Raw genomic sequence first — 19,426 nt, 5'->3', positions numbered from 1 at the left:
AGCATCTAATTTAGCCGATTGCTGCGCTCGCGCCTTGATTACGCGATGCTGAGTTGGCGCAATAATGAGGGGCGGGTTTTGCGTAGATTCCGACACGTCGCTGCGGCGGCGCATGATCACTAACCTATTGGCGTCGCCGCCTTGGCAATCCTCATCCCGCTCTACATCATCCTCAAATGACAATCCCATAGAAACGCCTCAGATCCCGTCTGCCGAAGACGCATGTCGTCGTCTGGGAGAAGAGAGCGGGTGGGTAAGTTCGATCCGCAAACAATCGGTACACCGTCGGAAGTATGGCGGTGGCCGTCGTTTCGGCGGAGGCGGGGTAGCCTAACAGCAGCTGAAGGCAGTCCCATCGCCAAGCCTGATCCTCAGCCTGCCCCGTCGGACTGATGCGCCGCGATCGCGGCCAGAAAAACCTCGCCAAACTCCTTGAGTTTCGCCCCGCCCACGCCATTCACCTCGGTGAAGGCGTCGAGGTCGCGCGGGCGGCGGGCGGCCATGTCGATCAGCGTGCGGTCGGAAAACACCACATAGGCCGGCACTTGACGCTCCTTGGCCAGCCGCAGCCGCAGCGCCTTGAGCGCCGCCAGCAGCGAGGCATCCACGCCCTCGGCATCGGCGGGAGAGCCTTCCCCGGAACGCTTCCTGCCGCGCGTGAGAGGGTCGCGGTTCTCGACGCGATACCGGAATTCAACCTCGCTGCGGCCGAGCGCGCGGCCGCTTTCGGAGATGGCGAGACCGCCATGGCCCTCGGGATCCGGCATCAGGAACCCGCCGGCAACCAATTGCCGGATCAATGACAGCCACACGGTCTTCCTGTGCGCGGCGCCGGTGCCAAAACTGCTCAGCGATTGATGGCCCCGCGCCAGCACCTTCTCGGTCTCATGGCCAAGCAGGATGTCGATGACATGGGCCGCGCCGAAGCGCTCGCCGCTCTGCGCGACCGCCGCGAGGATTTTCCGCGCCTCGGCACTGCCATCGGCGCGCGGCGCCTGATCGAGGCAGTTGTCGCAATTGCCGCAGGCTTGAGCCTCTTCGCCGAAATAGCCGAGCAGCACCTGGCGGCGGCATTGCGCCGTTTCGCAATAACCGATCAGCGTGTCGAGCCGGCGATGCGACCGTCTCTTGTGCTCGGGCGAGGCGTCCTCGTCATCGATGAACAGCCGCCGCATGCGGATGTCGCCAAGACCGTAGAGCATATGCGCCTCGGCCTCGCGTCCGTCGCGGCCGGCACGACCGATTTCCTGATAATAGGCCTCCAGGCTGCCCGGCATATCGGTGTGGAAGACATAGGCGACATCGGGCTTGTCGATGCCCATGCCGAAGGCGATGGTCGCCACCATGACGACGCCGGACAAGGTCATGAAGGCGTTTTGATTCGCCTCGCGCGCCTCCTTGCTCATGCCGGCGTGATAGGCAAGCGCTCTGACGCCGTTCCTCTCGAGGAAGGCCGCCATCTCCTCGGTCTTCTTGCGCGACAGGCAATAGATGATGCCGCTCTTGCCCGCATGGCGCTCGATGAACCGCAGCAATTGCCGCTTGCTGTCCTGCTTGGACTCGATGGCCAGCTTGATGTTGGGCCGGTCGAAACCCAGCACCAGCGTCTCGACCCGCTCGGCGAACAGCCGAGCGGCGATGTCGGTGCGCGTGCTCTCGTCGGCCGTCGCCGTCACCGCGATGATCGGCACATTGGCAAAGATGCCGCGCAACCGGGACAGATCTTCATATTCGGGCCGGAATGCCGGACCCCATTGCGAGATGCAGTGCGCCTCGTCTATGGCGATCAGGCTGACGTCGAGCCTGGAGAGCGCCTCGAGCATGCGCTCGGTCATCAGCCGCTCCGGCGCCAGATAGAGCAGCCGCGTTTGGCCTGAAGCGACACGGCGCCAGGCCGCGACATTGGCCTCGCGGTCGAGCGAGGAATTGATCGTATCGGCCGCTACCCCGGCAAGCCGCAGCGCCGCGACCTGATCCTGCATCAGCGCCACCAGCGGCGAGACGACGAGGGTGAGCCCGCCCAGCACGAGCGCCGGAACCTGGTAGCAGAGCGATTTTCCGGCCCCCGTCGGCATGACGGCCAGCACATGGCGCCCGCCGAGCAGCGCGTCCATGACGTCGGCCTGACCGGGGCGGAAATCGTCGAAGCCGAACACGTCCTTCAGCACGCGCCGCTTGGGATCCTCGGCGCGGATGCTCGCTGCCATTACCTGCATCAGGCGGCCGCCGGACTGGGAACGGCTTTTCGCGGATTGGAGAGGATAGGCAAATCGGTCAAAGCGACCTCCGGGTGAGGGCCTGGAGTAGCGCAGCCCTCATCCGATCACAACGGTCGATCTCGCCGATCTGCACCAGTGCCGCGCACGACCGCCTGACAGGTCAGACTAAGGTGATACAGAGATATAGCTCCCTCCCAGGCATCACTCGCCGCTGCCGCCTTGCTCCAATTCGTCATAATAGCGCTGGGCGGCCTTGCCCTTCTCCAACCGATATGTCTCGGACCGGCGATCGAATTCGGCCTTGAGAGCCTTCGACAGTTGCAGCGCATGGAAGCAATAGCCGGTAAGGACCGCCAGCAGCATGATAAACAGGCCTATCGGCAATTGGCCATCGCTCAGCATGAGGATGCCGATGACGGCTTCCAGCAGCGCGGCGAGAGCCGCCATGACCGTCAGGAAAATCTTCGCCGGCCTTGACCCTTTCAGGAAGTAGTAGCCACCGATGACGTAGGCCACGCTTGAGGCGGAACCCACAATATTCGGCGAATGTCCAAAGGCCAGCAGGACGATCGCGGACAGGATGCCGATCGCGCCGGTTACTAAGAAAATGCCGGCCACTGCCAGCATGTGGTGTTTTCCGCTCATTCGAACCCCCTTGGTGTCGAAACCTTGCCCGTCCCGCATTGCAGCATGCAACCAAGGATTGCACAAGGCCTGCCGAACCACCTTCTGCAAAATCGCCAACGCCGCTTATGGCATCGGGGCATCATCGCGCCTCCTTCCCCAACGACACCATCGCTCCCGCTGGATTCCTTCGCTCTGCGATGTAAACTTGGCCAATCAGGCCGGGAGGGCACGATGCTGCAGGTAAGACAGGATGCTCTCGACGAGCGGTTCCGGCTACAGCGCGCCGCTTTCGAGAAGCAACCCTTTGCGGACCTTGGCCTGAGGAAAGACCGTCTCAAACGCCTGCTGGCGCTGACCGAGCGGTATGAGAGCGAAATCTGCGCCACGATCGACGCTGACTTCGGCGGCCGCTCGGCGCATGAGACCCGTCTTGCGGAACTGTTCGTCGTGCGCGCCGGTATTCGCCATGCGCTTGCGCATGTCGGCGGCTGGATGCGGGAGCGTCGTGTCGCCACCACCTTGCCCTTCCTGCCAGGCAAAAACCGCCTTCTGCCGCAGCCACTTGGGGTGGTCGGCGTCGTATCGCCCTGGAACTACCCCTTTCAGCTCGCCGTGGCGCCGGTCACGGCGGCCCTCGCCGCCGGCAACCGCGTCCTGGTAAAGCCTTCCGAATTGACGCCTGCTTTCTCCGAACTGCTGGCCAGACTGGCCGGCGAGCACTTCGCCCCGGATGAACTCAGCGTCATCACCGGCGATGCCGAGATGGGCAAGGCCTTCGTCTCGATGCCCTTCGACCACCTGCTGTTCACCGGCTCGACCGCGGTCGGACGCCAGGTCGCCATCGCCGCCGCCGCCAACCTGACCCCGGTCACGCTCGAACTCGGCGGCAAGTCGCCGGCGATCCTCGACCCCTCCTGCGACCTCGACGCGGCAACAGCCAGCGTCGCCTATGGCAAGCTGCTGAATGCCGGGCAGACCTGCATCGCGCCGGATTATCTGCTGGTGCCCAAGGGACAGGCAGCCACGGTCGCTGCCAAGCTCGCAATCGCGGTGGCGCGGCTCTATCCCTCGCTGCGCGACAACCCCGACTATACCGCCATCATCAGCGACCGGCATTACCAGCGCCTGCGCGCCATGATCGCGGAAGCCCGCGAGGCCGGCGCCGATATCACCGAGATCAACCCGGCCGGCGAAGACCTCGGCACCACGGGGCGGAAGCTTTTGCCGACCCTGGTCAGCAACGCCGGGCCGGACCTGCGGCTGATGCGCGAGGAGATTTTCGGCCCGGTGCTGCCGATCGTCGAATACGCCACGGTCGACGACGCCATCGACTATGTGAACCGGGCCGACCGGCCGCTGGCGCTCTACTGGTTCGGGCGCGACAGCGGCAACCGCCGGCGCATCCTGCGCGAGACCGTCGCCGGCGGGGTCACCATCAACGACTGCATGCTGCATCTGGTGCAGGAGAACCAGCCCTTCGGCGGTGTCGGCGCCAGCGGCATGGGTGTCTATCACGGCGAGTGGGGCTTCCGCACCTTCAGCAAGGAGAAGCCGGTCTTCCAGCAGTCGCGCTTCAGCGCGGGAGCCCTTCTGCGCCCGCCCTATGGCAGGACGTTCGAACGGCTTTTCGGCCTGCTCAGGCGCATCACCTGACACGCATTAAGTTTATATTCACCATGATCCGGCAGGTTTCCGGTTCTGCGGTGATGTTTTGAGTACCGCGGCGCCATTGGCGCCCAGGCAACAAACCCGCGCTTCCTTGGAAGTGCGGGTTTTTTCATTGGCCGGGAAATCTCGCCGGCCCGGTCAGGCGAGAAAATCGGCGCGGTGTGGCGTGAAACTGTCGACCAGCCGTCCCGCCTCCAGCGCCCTGACGCCGTGCACCAGGCCGGACGGCACGATGAAGCTGCCGCCGGTCTCGAGGATTGCGGTCCGTCCGTCGATGGTCACCTCGAAACGGCCTTCGGCGACGTAGCTTGCCTGGACGTGCGGGTGCGAATGCAGCGCGCCGACGCCACCCTTGTCGAAGCCGAATTCGACCATCATCAGTTCGTCGGTGGACAGCAGCACGCGACGGCGATTCCCGTCCAGGGTCGGCGTCCAGGCACCCTCGCCGGCTTGCGCGAAGATTTTCGGATCGGTCATCGTCATCTCCTCATCGCGCCAGCCAGCCGCCGTCCACTGGGACCACCGCGCCATGCATGTAGTTCGAGGCCGGTGCCAGCAGGAAGACGGCGGCATCGCCAATGTCTCCCGGCTCGCCCCAGCGCCCGGCGGGAATGCGCCCGAGGATGGCGGCACTGCGGTCGGGATCGGCGCGCAGCGCCTGCGTGTTGTTGGTCTCGATATAACCCGGCGCTATGCCGTTGACGTTGATGCCTTTCGCCGCCCACTCGCAGGCGAGCAAACGGGTGATGCCGAGCACGCCATGCTTTGAGGCAGTATAAGACGCGACGCGGATGCCGCCCTGGAAACTCAGCACCGAGGCGATGTTGACGATCTTGCCCCGGCCCCCGTCGGCAAGGACGCGCCGGGCAAAGGACTGGCTGAGCAGGAAGACCGTCTTCAAATTGACGTCGATGACATCGTCCCAATCGGTCTCCGTCAGGTCGACGGCATCGGCGCGCCGGATGATGCCGGCATTGTTGACCAGCCCGTCGAGCGGCCCGCTTTCGTCCCAGACACGATCGAGCATCGGTCCGGCCGCTCCGGTGTTGGCAAGGTCGGCGGCGACCGCCTTGAATTCGCCGCCCAGAGCCGCGACCTTGCTCGCCGTATCGGCCATAGACGAGCGGCCGACGCCGATCACCGCGCCGCCGGCGCGCGCGATGGAGACCGCGATGCCTTGGCCGATCCCAGTGTTGGCGCCGGTGACCAGGATGCGTTTGCCGGCTAGGCTGAAGGCAGTGAGGTCGCTCACCGCAGCGCGTCCATGGCCACGGCATCGACATCGGTGTAGTCGACATTGTCGCCCGCCATCGCCCAGATGAAGGCGTAGTTGGACGTGCCGGCGCCCGAATGGATCGACCAGCCCGGCGACAGCACCACCTCTTCGTTGCGCATGACGATATGGCGCGTCTCGTCCGGCTCGCCCATGAAATGGAAAACGCGCGCCGCCTCGGGCAGGTCGAAATAAAGATAGGCCTCCATGCGGCGGTCATGCACATGGCACGGCATGGTGTTCCAGATAGAGCCCGGCGCCAGCTGCGTCATGCCGACGACGAGCTGGCAGGTCTTTGTTCCCCCGGCGTGGATGAACTGGAAGATCGAGCGCTCGTTGCAGGCCTCCTTGCTGCCGAGATCGAGGCGCTTGGCGTCATCGAGGCGGATCAGCCGGCTGGGATGAGCCTGATGCGCCGGGGCGCTGAGCAGATAGAACTTGGCGGGGTCGTCTTTATCTGCCGAAGCGAATGCCACATCGCTGGAGCCCATGCCGAGATAGAGCATGTCGCGCGCCCGCAGGTCGAAGGACTGGCCGCCGGCTTCGATCGAGCCGGCGCCGCCGATATTGACGGCGATCAATTCGCGCCGATCGAGAAAACCTTTGGTGCCGGTCGGCTTGATCGCTTCCAACGGCAATGCCGTCGCCACCGGCACGGCACCGCCGACGATCATCCGGTCGTAGTGGGTGTAGGTCAGGATGATCCGGCCAAGCTGGAAGAGATCGTCGATATGGAAATTATGGCGCAGTTCGTCCGTTCCCATGGCGGCGGCGGCCGCCGGATCGATGGCGAAGCGCGATTTGTAGTCTGTGTGGTTCTGGCTCATCTCTGTCCTGACTTCCGGTGGATCATTCGCCGGCGGCGGCCCTGGTCGAACTGGCGTAATAGGCCTGCCGCGCCTGCAGGCGTTCGCGGTAGCGCTGCTGGCTGGCGCCGAGATGGGCACGCATCGCCTCGCGCGCGGCCTCGGCATCGCCCGCCGTGATCGCGTTCAGGATCACCAGATGCTCTCGCTGCAGCCCGCGCTGGTAGCTGTCGGACTGCACCAGCTCGGTCGACCAGGGCGAGGTCACGTCGCACGGAATGGCGCGCCGGCCGAGCACGTCGAGCATCTCGACATAGAACGGATTGTTGGTGGCGCTGGCGATGGCGCGATGGAAGGCGAGATCGGCGGGTCCGGTCGGCTGGCCGTCGAGTAGCAGCCGCTCGAACTCGAAGAAGGCTTCCTGGATCGCCGCTTCCTGCGCGGCGTTGCTGCGGATGGCGGCGAGCCCGGCCGATTCGATCTCGATCGCCAGCCGCACCTCGAGCACGTTGAGCGCGATCGAATCCTTGGCCCCCATGTCGGCAGCCAGCGCCCCGAACATGGTCGAGATGTGCTCGGTGACGAAGACACCCGCCCCCTGCCGCGGCTCGACAAGGCCGTCAGCGGCAAGCTTGGCCATCGCCTCGCGGATGACGGTGCGACTGACGCCGAAGGTCTCGGTCAGCTGGCCCTCGGTCGGCAGCTTGTGGCCGGGCAGGATTTCACCCGCATGCAACTGCTTGCGGATCGCCGCCACGACGGTTTCCGACAGTTTGGGTTTTCTCTCGACCCTGAGGTCGTTTGCGGTATCGGACACCTGGTGATCTCCTAATGGAACAGGCTCGGCAGCCACAATGAGATTTCCGGTATGTAGGTGACAAGCATCAGCACCACGAAGGCGGCGCCATAGAATGGCCAGATCGAGCGCATCGCCGTCCAGATCGGAATGCGGCCAATGGCGCAGCTGACGAACAGGACCGCGCCAACCGGTGGCGTGCAAAGGCCGATGCCGAGATTGAGGATGAGGATCACGCCGAAATGCACAGGATCGACGCCATAGGCCATGACCACCGGCAGGAAGATCGGCGTCGTGATGATGATCAGCGGCGACATGTCCATGAAGGTGCCGAGAATGAGCAGCACGATGTTGATCAACAGCAGGATGACCAGCTTGTTGTCGGATACCGACTGCAGAAAGGCGACTAGCGCCGCCGGCACTCTGAGATAGGCGAGCAGCCAGCCGAAGGCCGCCGCGCAGCCGATAATCATCAGCACCATGGCGGTGGTCCGCACCGAGGCCGTCGTCGCCGCGACGAAGTCACCCCAACTCATCGAGCGGTAGATGATCAGCGTGACCAGGAAGGCGTAAACGATAGCGATGCAGGAGCTCTCGGTCGCGGTGAAGATGCCGGACCTGACGCCGCCGAAGATGATGGCGATCAGGATAAGGCCCGGAATGGCGGCGACAAGCAGCTGCAAGGCCCGACCGAAGCCCGCGAAGGGCTCCGTCGGGTAGCCGCGGCGGCTGGCGACCCAATAGGCCGTTATCATCAGCGACAGCGCCAGCAGCAGACCCGGCAACACGCCAGCCGTGAACAGATCCGCGATCGAGATACGGCCGCCGGCCGAAATCGAGTAGATGATCATGTTGTGCGAGGGCGGGATCAAAAGCGCGATGATGGCGCCGACCGAGGTGATGTTGACGGCGTAGTCGATGCCGTAGCCGCGCGCCTTCATCTGCGGGATCATCAGCCCGCCGACTGCCGACGCATCCGCCACCGCCGAGCCGGAAATGCCGCCGAACATGGTCGACGCCGCGATGTTGACCTGCCCCAGACCGCCACGCAAATGGCCGACCAGTGAGCCTGCCAGCGCGACCAGCCGCGCGGCGATGCCGCCACGCACCATGAGGTCGCCGGCGAAGATGAAGAAGGGTATGGCCATCAGCGAAAAAACGCTGACGCCGGAATTGAGCCGCTGGAACACCACGACCGGCGGAAGGCCTAGCGTGAGGATCGTCGCGAAGCTGGCGACGCCCAGACAGAACGCGATCGGCGTGCCGATGACCAGCAGGAACACGAAGGTGCCGAAAAGGACCATCAAGGCCATGGTTCAGACCTCCTCGCCGGTTGCATGGATGTCGGCGTCGACGGGCAGGCCGGCAAAACGCCCGGCCAGCCGTTCCAGTGAAAACAGGCAGACCAACGCGCCTCCCAGGATGACCGGCAGGAAGCTGACGCCGCCCGGCAGGGCGAGCGAAGGCATCACCGTATTCCAGGTCAGCCTCGCCAGTTGCACGCCGTAGACGATCATGCCGGCGCCGAAGGCCAGCACGACAAGATCGGAAATGCTGCGCAGCACCGCCTTGGCCGAGGCAGGCAGGACGTAAAGCAGCACGTCGAAGCCCAGATGCGTGCGCTCGCGCACGCCGACCGCGGCACCCAGGAAGATGAACCAGCCCATCAGCAGCACCGAGAAGGATTCGGTCCAGCTCGGCGAACGGTTCAGCATGTAGCGCGAGAAGACCTGCCAGAAGATGATGATCGTCATCAGCGTCAGGCCGGCGCCGCTGACCCACAACGCCAGCCGGGCAAGCCCGGAGAGAACGCGCTCGGCAGCGAGCCAGAAGCCTCTCGTGGCAGGGGCGTCCGAAGGCAGCGCAGGAGTCCTCGCGCTGCCTGACCTGTTAGCCCCGTTCATTTCTCGGCCTGTATCTTCGCCGCCAGATCCTTCAGTTCCGGCGTCGACAAATATTTGTCGTAGACCGGCTTCATTGCGTCGATCAGCGGCTGCTTGTCGATCTCGCTGACCTTGACGCCGGCCTTCTCGACGATGTCGCGCGACTTCTTCTCCTGCGCGTCCCAGAGCTCGCGCATCTTCACGACGCTGTCCTTGGCCGCCTGCCGCACGATCGCCTGGTCTTCCGGCGACAGCTTCTCCCAGCTTGCCTTCGACATGACCAGCACTTCCGGCACGATCTGGTGCTGGTCCATGGTGTAGTGCTTGGCCACTTCGTAGTGCTTGGCGGATTCGAAGCTCGGCCAGTTGTTCTCGGCGCCGTCGATGACGCCGGTCTGCAGCGCCGAGTAGACCTCGCCATAGGCCATCGGCGTGGCATTGGCGCCAAGCGCGTTGACCATGTCGACGAACACGTCGGACTGGATGACGCGGAACTTCATGCCTTTCATGTCCGCCATCGAGGTGATGTCCTTCTTGGTGTTGTAGAAGGAACGCGCGCCGGAATCGTAGAAGGCGAGGCCGACGAGGTCATGCGCCTCGAACGCCTTGAGTATCTGGTCGCCGATCGGCCCGTCCATGACATGGCGCATGTGCTCGACCGAGCGGAACATGTAGGGCAGCGACGGCACGGCGGTTTCCGGCACGATACCGTTGAACGGTCCCATCGAGACACGGTCGAGGTCGATGACCCCGGCCTGGGTCTGCTCGATCGTGTCCTTCTCCTCACCGAGCTGCGCCGAGTGATAGACCTCGATCGAATAGCGGCCGGCGGTGCGCTGCTTGATGAGGTCGCCCATGTACTTGACCGCTTCGACGGTCGGATAGCCGTCCGGATGGGTATCCGAGGATCGCAGCACGGTCTCGGCATTTGCAATGCCGATCAGCAGCGAACCGAAGGCGAATGTGGCCGCCGTCAATTTCGAAAAATGCAACATGACTTCCTCCCTTTGAAAAATCGGAGCGTGCCGTTCAGAGCCGGTACGCCGTCTTGGCGAGCGTGTAGGCAAGCTCCTTCGCGAGTTCATGAGCCTCGTCCTCGCGCAGCCTGTGCTCGGCGACGAGGCGCGCCAGGAACGCGCAGTCGACCCGCCGCGCCACGTCGTGACGGGCCGGGATCGAGGGAAAGGCGCGCGTGTCGTCGTTGAAGCCGACGGTGTTGTAGAAGCCGGCGGTCTCGGTGGTCATCTCGCGGAAACGGCGCATGCCTTCCGGGCTGTCGTGGAACCACCAGGCCGGCCCGAGCTTCAGCGCCGGGTAGACGCCGGCCAGCGGCGCCAGCTCGCGCGGGTAACTGCTCTCATCCAGCGTGAACAGAATGACGGTCAGGTCGCGCTCGAGCCCGACGCAGTCGAGCAGCGGCTTCAGCGCCGCCACATAGTCGGTGCGGGTCGGGATATCGAAGCCCTTGTCCCTGCCGAATTTCTGGAAAATTCCAGGCGGATGATTGCGCCAGGAGCCGGGATGGATCTGCATCACCAGTCCGTCGTCCCGGCTCATCTTGGCCATTTCGGTCAGCATCTGGGCGCGAAACAGCTTTCGTTCACGCTCGTCCTGCGAGCCGGCGCGAATCCGGTTGAACAGCTCCTGCGCCGCCGCATCGGAAAGATTGGCGGTGTCGGCCGTGGGATGGCCATGATCCGACGAGGTCGCGCCGAAGCTCTTGAACAAGGCGCGGCGCTGGCGGTGCGCATCGAGATAGCCGGCCCAGGTCCCGGTGTCGCAGCCGGTGACCTCGCCTAGCCGGTCGAGATTGACCGAAAACCCTTCGAAATCGGGATCGACGACGGCATCCGGCCGATAGGCGGTGACGACGCGGCCCTCCCAGCCGCTGTCGCGGATCATCTGGTGCCATTTGAGATCGTCGAGCGCGCCTTCGGTCGTTGCGATGACCTCGATGTTGAAGCGCTCGAACAGGGCGCGGGGGCGGTAGTTCTCCCACTGCAGCACCGTCGCGATCGTGTCGTAATGGCGATCGGCGGTTGCGGCGCTCAACGGCTCTGCGATGCTGAACAGATGCGCAAGCACATGGTCGAACCACAGCCGGGTCGGCGTGCCACGGAAGAGATGATAGTGCTCGGCGAACAGCCGCCAGATCGCCCTGCCGTCGGTCTCGACGGGCGCGCCATCGAGCGTCGGCACGCCGAGAGCCTCCAGCCGCACGCCCTGGCTGAACAGCATGCGAAAAATATAGTGGTCCGGTACGATGAGCAGTTGCGCGGGATCGGGGAACGGCTCGTTCAGCGCATACCAGCGCGGGTCGGTGTGGCCGTGCGGGCTGATGATGGGCAGGTCCTTGATGCTGGCGTAGAGATCGCGGGCGATCGAGAGCGGACGCGCCTCGGCTGGAAACAGCAAATCCGCATTCGTCAGTGCCACGGCATCCTCCCAGGGTCGCTATCGGTAGGATCGGCTGGAAATAATGTCAACATACAAAAATCGGATTGTTGTATGATGACTTTTGAGCAATGTTGAGCATTGTCGGCAACCGCCGCCGATGTTACGCCGTTTTGCGATCCGCCCGCGGATTAGCAGCCATTCCCTGACCAGCCGTCCCACGAGATGAGTGCCGCAAACCGATGACAGCCCTTCGCCTTTCCAACCGCACGGCGCAGGCATTGCCGGCCAAGGTCGCCGCGCCTCGATACGATCGTGGCGCGATTACGCCGGGCATTGTGCATCTCGGCGTCGGCGCCTTTCACCGGGCCCATCAGGCCGCCTACATCGATGAGTGCCTGGCCGCCGGCGAGACGGGCTGGGGCATAACAGGCGTGTCGTTGCGCAGCGCCGACACCCGCGACGCGCTGGCGCCGCAGGATGGGCTGTACACACTGGCGGTTCGAGGCAGCGGCGGCGAGAAGCTGCATGTCATCGGTTCCATCGGCTCGCTGCTGGTGGCGCCGGAGGACCCGGCCGCGGTGCTGGCCGCGCTGATCGATCCGCGCACCCGCATCGTGACATTGACCATCACCGAGAAAGCCTATTTGCGGGCGGCCGGCGGCGGGCTGGACACGGCCCATCCCGACATCGTCCACGACCTGGCCAATCCACAAAAGCCGAAGACGGCGCATGGTTTTCTGACCGAAGCGCTCGCCCGGAGGCTGGCCGCCGGCACCCCGCCCTTTACCGTGCTTTGTTGCGACAACCTGCCGGCCAACGGCGCCACCTTGCACAGGCTGCTGGTCGAATTCGCCTCACTGCGCGATGCCAGACCTGGTTCGGCGGGCGGTGCTGGAATTGCCGGCCACATCGCCGATCAGGTCGCATTTCCCTCCAGCATGGTCGACCGCATCGTGCCGGCCACGACCGATGCCGACCGGGCGCGGATATCGGGCGAACTTGGCATCGAGGACGCCTGGCCCGTGATGACCGAGCCTTTCCGCCAATGGGTGATCGAGGACGATTTCCCGGCAGGCCGTCCCGCCTGGGAAAAATTCGGGGTCACCATGGTCGGCGATGTCGCCCCCTTCGAGGACATGAAGCTGAGGCTGCTCAACGGCGCGCATTCGGGCATCGCCTATCTTGGCCTGCTCAGCGGCCATGCCACGGTCGACAGCGCCTTCGCCGATCCGGCGATCCGGCGGTTCGTCGATGCGCTTTGGGAGGAAGCCAAATCGACATTGCCTGACGATGCCGGCCTCGACACATCAGCCTATACGGCCGAGCTTGCCGAGCGTTTTTCGAACACGGCACTTGCCCACCGTACCGCACAGATCGCCAATGACGGCAGCCAGAAACTGCCGCAGCGCATCATTGCCTCGGCTATCGAGTGCCTGGAAGCCGGCACCGAGCTGGTCCACCTCACGCTGGTGGTGGCAGCCTGGATCGCCGCCTGCGCGGCGCGCGGAAAGAGCTTGCCGAGGGGCCATTTCACCGATCCGCTCGATGCGGAGCTGACGGCGCTTTTGGACCAGCAGCTGCCGGCGAACGAAACCGTGACGGCGGTATTCGATCTGGCCGGCTTCGCCGGGGATCACGCCGAACGCCAGACGCTGATCGAACTCGTGGCCATCCATCTTGTCCATCTGCGGAGGGACGGCACGACCTTGGCCTTCGCCGCGCTCGGCATAGACGGCGAAGGACCGTAAGGCGGAGCTGGACGGGTCAACAGGCGGTACAGGACCTCGATGTCGGCGGTACGATATCGCCGCCGCAGCTGAAACGCCTGACACCCCAACAAACAAAAAAGCGAGGCAAGGCCCCGCTTTCAATCCGTCTTCCGGGACAAGCCTCAGGCCGGCAGGATTGCGCCTTCCAGCGTGGTGAGCTGGCTAAGGAACTGTTCCGCCTTGCTGCGCGACTGATCGTCCTTGGCGTCGGCCGCGTCTTCCCTGGCTTCCTGGATGCGGCGGGCGAGGTCGGCGCGGTCGACATCCTTCACCGCCACAGCCGATTCCGCCAGCAGCGTGCAGCCGGCCGGGACGATGTCAGCGAAGCCGCCGAACACGACATAGCGTTCTTCGCTGCCCGAGGCATTCTTCACCGTGACGACGCCCGGCTTGATCGTGGTCATGACCGGCGCGTGATGGGCCATGACGGTCATCTCGCCCTCGGCGCCCGGAATGACCACGGATTCGACCTCGGCGGAAACCAGCAGGCGCTCCGGCGAGACCAGTTCGAACTTGAAAGCTTCAGCCATGTCAATTTAGCGAGTAGGGAATAGTGAGTAGGAAGTAGGGAGAGAGGACAACCGCCCCGATCACCCAGCTGCTATTCACTACTGACTACTGACTACTCCCTATTCCCTTGATTAAGCCGCTTCAGCCGCGAGGCGCTGTGCCTTCTCGACCGCTTCGTCGATGCCGCCGACCATGTAGAAGGCGGCTTCCGGCAGGTGGTCATAGTCGCCGTTGCAGAGGCCCTTGAACCCCTTGATGGTATCGGCGAGGTCGACCAGTTTGCCCGGCGCGCCGGTGAACACTTCGGCGACAAAGAACGGCTGCGACAGGAAGCGCTCGATCTTGCGGGCGCGGGCCACGGTCTGCTTGTCCTCTTCCGAGAGCTCGTCCATGCCCAGGATGGCGATGATGTCCTGCAGCGACTTGTAGCGCTGGAGGATCGACTGCACCTGGCGGGCAACGGCATAGTGCTCGTCGCCGACGACCAGCGGGTCGAGCATCCGCGAGGTCGAGTCCAGCGGATCGACGGCCGGATAGATACCCTTTTCGGCGATCGAACGGTTGAGCGTCGTCGTCGCGTCAAGGTGGGCGAACGAGGTCGCCGGCGCCGGGTCGGTCAAGTCGTCGGCCGGCACGTAGATCGCCTGCACCGAGGTGATCGAGCCCTTGGTGGTGGTGGTGATGCGTTCCTGCAGCGCGCCCATGTCCGTGGCGAGCGTCGGCTGATAGCCCACGGCCGACGGGATACGGCCGAGCAGAGCCGACACTTCCGAACCCGCTTGCGTAAAGCGGAAGATGTTGTCGACGAAGAACAGCACGTCCTGGCCCTGGTCGCGGAAATATTCGGCAACCGTCAGGCCGGTCAGGCCGACGCGGGCGCGCGCGCCCGGCGGCTCGTTCATCTGGCCGTACACCAGCGCCGCCTTCGAACCTTCGCCGCCACCCTTCTTGTTGACGCCGGATTCAATGAACTCGTGGTAAAGGTCGTTGCCTTCGCGGGTGCGCTCGCCGACGCCGGCGAACACCGAGTAACCACCATGCGCCTTGGCGATGTTGTTGATCAGTTCCTGGATCAGCACCGTCTTGCCGACGCCGGCGCCGCCGAACAGGCCGATCTTGCCGCCCTTGGCGTAGGGCGCGAGCAGGTCGAGCACCTTGATGCCGGTGATCAGGATCTGCGCTTCCGTCGACTGTTCGATATAGGCCGGAGCCGGCTGGTGGATCGAGCGCAATTCGACCGCGTCGACCGGGCCTGCCTCGTCGACCGGCTCGCCGATGACGTTGATGATACGGCCGAGCATGCCCGGGCCGACCGGCACGGCGATCGGGCCGCCGGTGTCACGCACTTCCTGGCCACGCACCAGGCCTTCGGTGGAGTCCATGGCGATGCAGCGCACGGTGTTTTCACCCAGATGCTGCGCAACTTCGAGCACCAGGCGATTACCGACATTGTTGGTCTCGAGCGCGTTCAGGATCGGCGGCAGATGCTCGCCGAACTGCACGTCGACGACGGCGCCGATGACCTGGCGGACCTTGCCGACAACGCCGGTCGCCTTGGTGGCCACGGCCTGGGTCTTGGCAGCGGCGGCCTTGGCCGGCGCTGCTGCCGCCTTGGCCGGAGCCGCCTTTGCTGCCGGAGCCTTGGCCGCCTTCGCGGGAGCTGCTGCCTTGGGGGCTGCCGTCTTCGGGGTCGCTGCTTTCGCCATCGTCTTTACCCTTTTCGTCCTTTGTTTCTCACGCGGTCCGGTTCGCGGGCCAATGACCCGCTGACCGCGCCTAGAGCGCCTCGGCGCCCGAAATGATTTCGATCAGTTCCTTGGTGATCTGCGCCTGCCGCTGGCGGTTGTAGGTGATCGACAGCTTGTTGATCATCTCGCCGGCGTTGCGCGTCGCATTGTCCATGGCGCTCATCTTGGCGCCCATTTCGCCCGCCGCGTTTTCGAGCAGCGCACGGAATATCTGCACCGCGATGTTGCGCGGGATGAGGTCGGACAGGATTTCGCCCGGCTCCGGCTCATACTCGTAGACGGCGCTGGCGCCATCCGCCGTTTCGGGCTGAGCCGAAGAGGCGGACGCTGCCGGAATGATCTGCTGCGCGGTCGGAACCTGGCTGATCACCGACTTGAACTGCGAGTAGAACAGCGTGCAGACGTCGAAGGCGCCCTCGTTGAACAGATGGATGACCTTGCGGGCGATCGCATCGGCATTGACGAAGCCGAGCGTCTTGACCTCGCGCAGATCGACGCGTTCGATGATCATCGCGGCATAGTCGCGGCGCAGGATGTCGAAACCCTTCTTGCCGACGCAGATGATCTTGACCTGCTTGCCGTCGGCCAGGAGCCTGCGGATATGGTCGCGGGCATGACGGGCGATCTGCGAATTGAAGCCGCCGCACAGGCCACGCTCGGCGGTGCAGACGACGAGCAGATGCACGTCGTCCTTGCCGGTTCCGGTCATCAGCGCCGGGGCATCGCCACCGCCACCGACAGCCTGGGTGATGTTGGCCAGCACGGAACCCATGCGCTCCGAATAGGGACGCGCCGCTTCCGCCGCCTCTTGCGCACGGCGCAGCTTCGCCGCGGCGACCATCTGCATCGCCTTGGTGATCTTCTGCGTCGCCTTGACCGAGGCGATACGGTTACGAAGGTCTTTTAATGAAGGCATGCTTCAAACCTGATCCCGTCTTGTCTCATCCGGACTGGCACTTCGCTCAGGCGAAGGTCTTGGCGAAGGCGTCGATCTCGGCCTTCAGCTTGGCGCGCAGATCATCCGACAGCGCCTTTTCCTTGCGGATGGCGTCAAGCACGTCCTTGCCGGCCGAACGCATGTGGCTGAGCAGGCCGTGCTCGAACTTGCCGACCTGGTTGACCGGCAGCTTGTCGAGATAGCCGTTGACGCCGGCGAAGATCACCGCGACTTGCTCTTCCGTCTTCAGCGGCGAGAACTGCGGCTGCTTCAGGAGCTCGGTCAGGCGCGAGCCGCGGTTGAGCAGGCGCTGCGTGGCGGCGTCGAGATCCGAGCCGAACTGCGCGAAAGCAGCCATTTCGCGGTACTGCGCGAGCTCGCCCTTGATCGAGCCGGCAACCTGCTTCATCGCCTTGATCTGCGCCGACGAACCGACGCGCGACACCGACAGGCCGACGTTGACGGCCGGACGGATGCCCTGGAAGAACAGGTTGGTTTCGAGGAAGATCTGGCCGTCGGTGATCGAGATCACGTTGGTCGGGATGTAGGCCGACACGTCGTTGGCCTGCGTCTCGATGACCGGCAGCGCGGTCAGCGAACCGCCACCGAGATCGTCGTTGAGCTTGGCGGCGCGCTCGAGCAGGCGCGAGTGCAGGTAGAAGACGTCGCCCGGATAGGCTTCGCGGCCCGGCGGACGGCGCAGCAACAGCGACATCTGGCGATAGGCGACGGCCTGCTTCGACAGATCGTCATAGCTGATCAGCGCATGCATGCCGTTGTCGCGGAAATATTCGCCCATGGTGCAGGCCGTGAACGGCGCCAGGAACTGCATCGGCGCCGGGTCGGAAGCGGTGGCGGCGACGATGATCGAATATTCGAGCGCGCCGCGCTCTTCCAGCACCTTGACGAACTGCGCGACGGTCGAGCGCTTCTGGCCGACGGCGACGTAGACGCAGTAGAGCTTTTCCTTCTCGGGGCCGTTGTCGTGCACCGACTTCTGGTTAAGCATCGTGTCGAGGATGATGGCGGTCTTGCCGGTCTGGCGATCGCCGATGACGAGCTCGCGCTGGCCGCGGCCGACAGGGATCAGCGCATCGATGGCCTTGAGGCCGGTCGACATCGGCTCGTTCACCGACTTGCGCGGGATGATGCCGGGCGCCTTGACGTCGACGCGCTTGCGCTCGACCGCCTTGATCGGGCCCTTGCCGTCGATCGGATTGCCGAGCGCGTCGACGACGCGGCCGAGCAGGCCGGGGCCGACAGGCGCGTCGACGATGGCGCCGGTGCGCTTGACGGTGTCGCCTTCCTTGATGTCGCGGTCGGCGCCGAAGATGACGACGCCGACATTGTCGGCTTCGAGGTTGAGCGCCATGCCGCGGATGCCGCCGGGGAATTCGACCATTTCGCCGGCCTGGACATTGTCGAGGCCGTAGACGCGGGCGATACCGTCACCGACGGACAGCACCTGTCCGACTTCGGAGACCTCGGCCTCCTTGCCGAAATTCTTGATCTGGTCTTTCAGAATTGCGGAAATTTCCGCGGCGCGGATGTCCATCAGCCGACCTCTTTCAGTGCAAGCTTGAGCGAATTGAGTTTGGTTTTGAGCGACGTATCGATCTGGCGCGAGCCCATCTTGACCACCAGCCCGCCGAGCAGCGACGGGTCAACGGTGACGGAAATGGCCACGTCCTTGCCGGCAACGCTTTTCAGCGCCGCCTTGAGTTCGGTCTGCTGGGCCGCGGTCAGCTCATGAGCCGACGTCACTTCGGCCGCAGCCTCGCCACGGGCTTCGGCCGCGATCTGGCGGAACGCCTTGATCATGCCGGGCACCGCGAACAGGCGGCGATTCTTGGCGACGACGCGCAGGAAATTGCCGGTCAGGCCGGTGATGCCTGCCTTGTCGGCGATCGCCGCGATGGCCTTGGCCTGGTCCTCGCTGGAGAACACCGGGCTGTTGATCAGCCGGGTGAGGTCCGCGCTGCCCGCGAGCAGTGCCTCGAAACCGTTGAGGTCGGCCTCGACCTTGGCCACGGAATTTGCTTGCGATGCCAGTTCGAACAGCGAACCGGCATAGCGCTCTGCGACACCTGAGATTGGCGATGACGATTGGGCCACGGACCGTCTTTTCTCTTGTCTGACAGGCCGCAGATTGTTGGCGCGAGCAAAAACTCTGGCTAAATCTTTGACCTTACTGCATTTTTCCAAGCACGGAGGCGCGGCTTCCGCTATCCCCGGCCGAAAGTCGATTGCCGTCTAGCACAGGCATTTTAAGACCGCAATGCGTCGTTCCGCATGGTTTTCAGGCACTATTGTCGCATCCGGCGAAAGATCCGCGTCCTGCGCGCCGGAATACCCTTGGATTCAGGGCACAAAGCCGAAGGCAAAGGCGAGCGGCAAGGCCGCGAGCGCCAATTCGACCACAATGGAAACCCAATTGAAAGGTGTATTGGCGCCATCCGACATCATCGACAGCAGCCGGCCGAAGGCAGTGAACAGCCAGGAGAAGCCGAGCGCCATGTAGACCAGCGGCTGCGCTAGCAGGATGCAGCACAGGCCGACCCCGAGATAGAAGCCCGACATGCGACCGCGCCCTTCGGCAATCGCCGCCGCCTTCTCGGGTTTCGCCTGCAGGCGCAGGATGCGGAACGCCAGACCCGGCGCCAGGAAAAACAGAAGGCCGAGCAGCACGGTGAAGACCGCGCTCGACCAGGCCAGCCATTCGCCCTGGCTCGTCGGCCATGGAAGCGCAAAATCCATCGTGTCCCTCGAAATGCCTATTTTGAAATCGCGGGC

Annotated in this window: 18 protein-coding genes; 2 read left to right on the top strand and 16 right to left on the bottom strand. The window is 64.3% G+C overall.

Annotated features, from left to right (window positions below):
- Positions 1-371: 371 nt before the first annotated feature.
- The gene (gene recQ / locus EN808_RS19160) at positions 372-2,216 is read right to left on the bottom strand and encodes a DNA helicase RecQ (protein WP_135916638.1); all 1,845 of its coding nucleotides are present in this window, start codon (positions 2,214-2,216) and stop codon (positions 372-374) included.
- Positions 2,217-2,420: 204 nt separating this feature from the next.
- The gene (locus tag EN808_RS19155) at positions 2,421-2,963 is read right to left on the bottom strand and encodes a hypothetical protein (protein WP_135916637.1); all 543 of its coding nucleotides are present in this window, start codon (positions 2,961-2,963) and stop codon (positions 2,421-2,423) included.
- A 114-nt stretch (positions 2,964-3,077) separates the two neighbouring features.
- Here EN808_RS19155 and EN808_RS19150 point away from each other — a divergent pair, with 114 nt between their 5' ends.
- Positions 3,078-4,499, top strand: coding sequence for a coniferyl aldehyde dehydrogenase (locus EN808_RS19150; RefSeq protein ID WP_135916636.1), 1,422 nt, complete (start codon positions 3,078-3,080; stop codon positions 4,497-4,499).
- A 153-nt stretch (positions 4,500-4,652) separates the two neighbouring features.
- Here EN808_RS19150 and EN808_RS19145 read toward each other — a convergent pair whose 3' ends face one another.
- From EN808_RS19145 to uxaC, 8 genes are read right to left on the bottom strand one after another with little or no spacing between them, the layout of a single operon-like run.
- Positions 4,653-4,991 (bottom strand): cupin domain-containing protein, encoded by a 339-nt coding sequence (locus tag EN808_RS19145; RefSeq protein ID WP_127275631.1) that lies wholly within the window; start codon positions 4,989-4,991, stop codon positions 4,653-4,655.
- A 10-nt stretch (positions 4,992-5,001) separates the two neighbouring features.
- Positions 5,002-5,766 carry a 2-dehydro-3-deoxy-D-gluconate 5-dehydrogenase KduD gene (gene kduD, locus EN808_RS19140; RefSeq protein ID WP_127873382.1) on the bottom strand — a complete coding sequence of 255 codons (765 nt, stop codon included), beginning with the start codon at positions 5,764-5,766 and terminating at the stop codon, positions 5,002-5,004.
- A complete protein-coding gene (kduI, locus tag EN808_RS19135; RefSeq protein WP_135916635.1) occupies positions 5,763-6,614 on the bottom strand; it encodes a 5-dehydro-4-deoxy-D-glucuronate isomerase in 852 nt (283 codons plus the stop codon). Before kduI ends, kduD begins: the two co-directional genes overlap by 4 nt.
- A 22-nt stretch (positions 6,615-6,636) precedes the next feature.
- A complete protein-coding gene (locus EN808_RS19130; RefSeq protein ID WP_135916634.1) occupies positions 6,637-7,410 on the bottom strand; it encodes a FadR/GntR family transcriptional regulator in 774 nt (257 codons plus the stop codon).
- Positions 7,411-7,421: 11 nt separating this feature from the next.
- Positions 7,422-8,702: a TRAP transporter large permease gene (locus EN808_RS19125; RefSeq protein WP_127275635.1), complete on the bottom strand. Its 1,281-nt coding sequence runs from the start codon at positions 8,700-8,702 to the stop codon at positions 7,422-7,424.
- Positions 8,703-8,705: 3 nt separating this feature from the next.
- The gene (locus tag EN808_RS19120) at positions 8,706-9,293 is read right to left on the bottom strand and encodes a TRAP transporter small permease (RefSeq protein ID WP_167531540.1); all 588 of its coding nucleotides are present in this window, start codon (positions 9,291-9,293) and stop codon (positions 8,706-8,708) included.
- Positions 9,290-10,267: a TRAP transporter substrate-binding protein gene (locus EN808_RS19115; RefSeq protein WP_127275636.1), complete on the bottom strand. Its 978-nt coding sequence runs from the start codon at positions 10,265-10,267 to the stop codon at positions 9,290-9,292. The genes EN808_RS19120 and EN808_RS19115 overlap by 4 nt, the downstream gene beginning before the upstream one ends.
- A 34-nt stretch (positions 10,268-10,301) precedes the next feature.
- On the bottom strand, positions 10,302-11,708 hold the full coding sequence (uxaC, locus tag EN808_RS19110; protein WP_135916633.1) for a glucuronate isomerase: 1,407 nt from the start codon (positions 11,706-11,708) through the stop codon (positions 10,302-10,304).
- A 200-nt stretch (positions 11,709-11,908) separates the two neighbouring features.
- On the opposite strand from uxaC, the gene EN808_RS19105 reads away from it, so the two are divergent.
- Positions 11,909-13,417: a mannitol dehydrogenase family protein gene (locus EN808_RS19105; RefSeq protein ID WP_135916632.1), complete on the top strand. Its 1,509-nt coding sequence runs from the start codon at positions 11,909-11,911 to the stop codon at positions 13,415-13,417.
- Positions 13,418-13,560: 143 nt separating this feature from the next.
- On the opposite strand, the gene EN808_RS19100 is transcribed toward EN808_RS19105, so the two are convergent.
- The 6 genes from EN808_RS19100 to EN808_RS19075 form a co-directional block, all read right to left on the bottom strand.
- On the bottom strand, positions 13,561-13,968 hold the full coding sequence (locus EN808_RS19100; protein ID WP_127873378.1) for a F0F1 ATP synthase subunit epsilon: 408 nt from the start codon (positions 13,966-13,968) through the stop codon (positions 13,561-13,563).
- Between the two features lie 111 nt (positions 13,969-14,079).
- Entirely contained in the window at positions 14,080-15,654 is a 1,575-nt protein-coding gene (atpD, locus tag EN808_RS19095) for a F0F1 ATP synthase subunit beta (RefSeq protein ID WP_167531538.1), read from the bottom strand.
- Between the two features lie 70 nt (positions 15,655-15,724).
- Complete coding sequence (locus EN808_RS19090; protein WP_127275642.1) at positions 15,725-16,612, bottom strand: F0F1 ATP synthase subunit gamma; 888 nt, start codon at positions 16,610-16,612, stop codon at positions 15,725-15,727.
- A 46-nt stretch (positions 16,613-16,658) separates the two neighbouring features.
- Complete coding sequence (gene atpA, locus EN808_RS19085; RefSeq protein ID WP_127275643.1) at positions 16,659-18,188, bottom strand: F0F1 ATP synthase subunit alpha; 1,530 nt, start codon at positions 18,186-18,188, stop codon at positions 16,659-16,661.
- Positions 18,188-18,748, bottom strand: coding sequence for a F0F1 ATP synthase subunit delta (locus tag EN808_RS19080; RefSeq protein ID WP_127275644.1), 561 nt, complete (start codon positions 18,746-18,748; stop codon positions 18,188-18,190). Before EN808_RS19080 ends, atpA begins: the two co-directional genes overlap by 1 nt.
- Positions 18,749-18,994: 246 nt before the next feature.
- Positions 18,995-19,390, bottom strand: a complete 396-nt coding sequence (locus EN808_RS19075; RefSeq protein WP_127275645.1) for a DUF4345 family protein — start codon at positions 19,388-19,390, stop codon at positions 18,995-18,997.
- Positions 19,391-19,426 lie beyond the last annotated feature (36 nt).

The organism is Mesorhizobium sp. M8A.F.Ca.ET.165.01.1.1 (genome assembly GCF_004792065.1).
GTDB lineage: Bacteria > Pseudomonadota > Alphaproteobacteria > Rhizobiales > Rhizobiaceae > Mesorhizobium.
The sequence above is the reverse complement of the archived record's forward strand: the minus strand, read 5'-3'. Positions and strand labels throughout refer to the sequence as shown.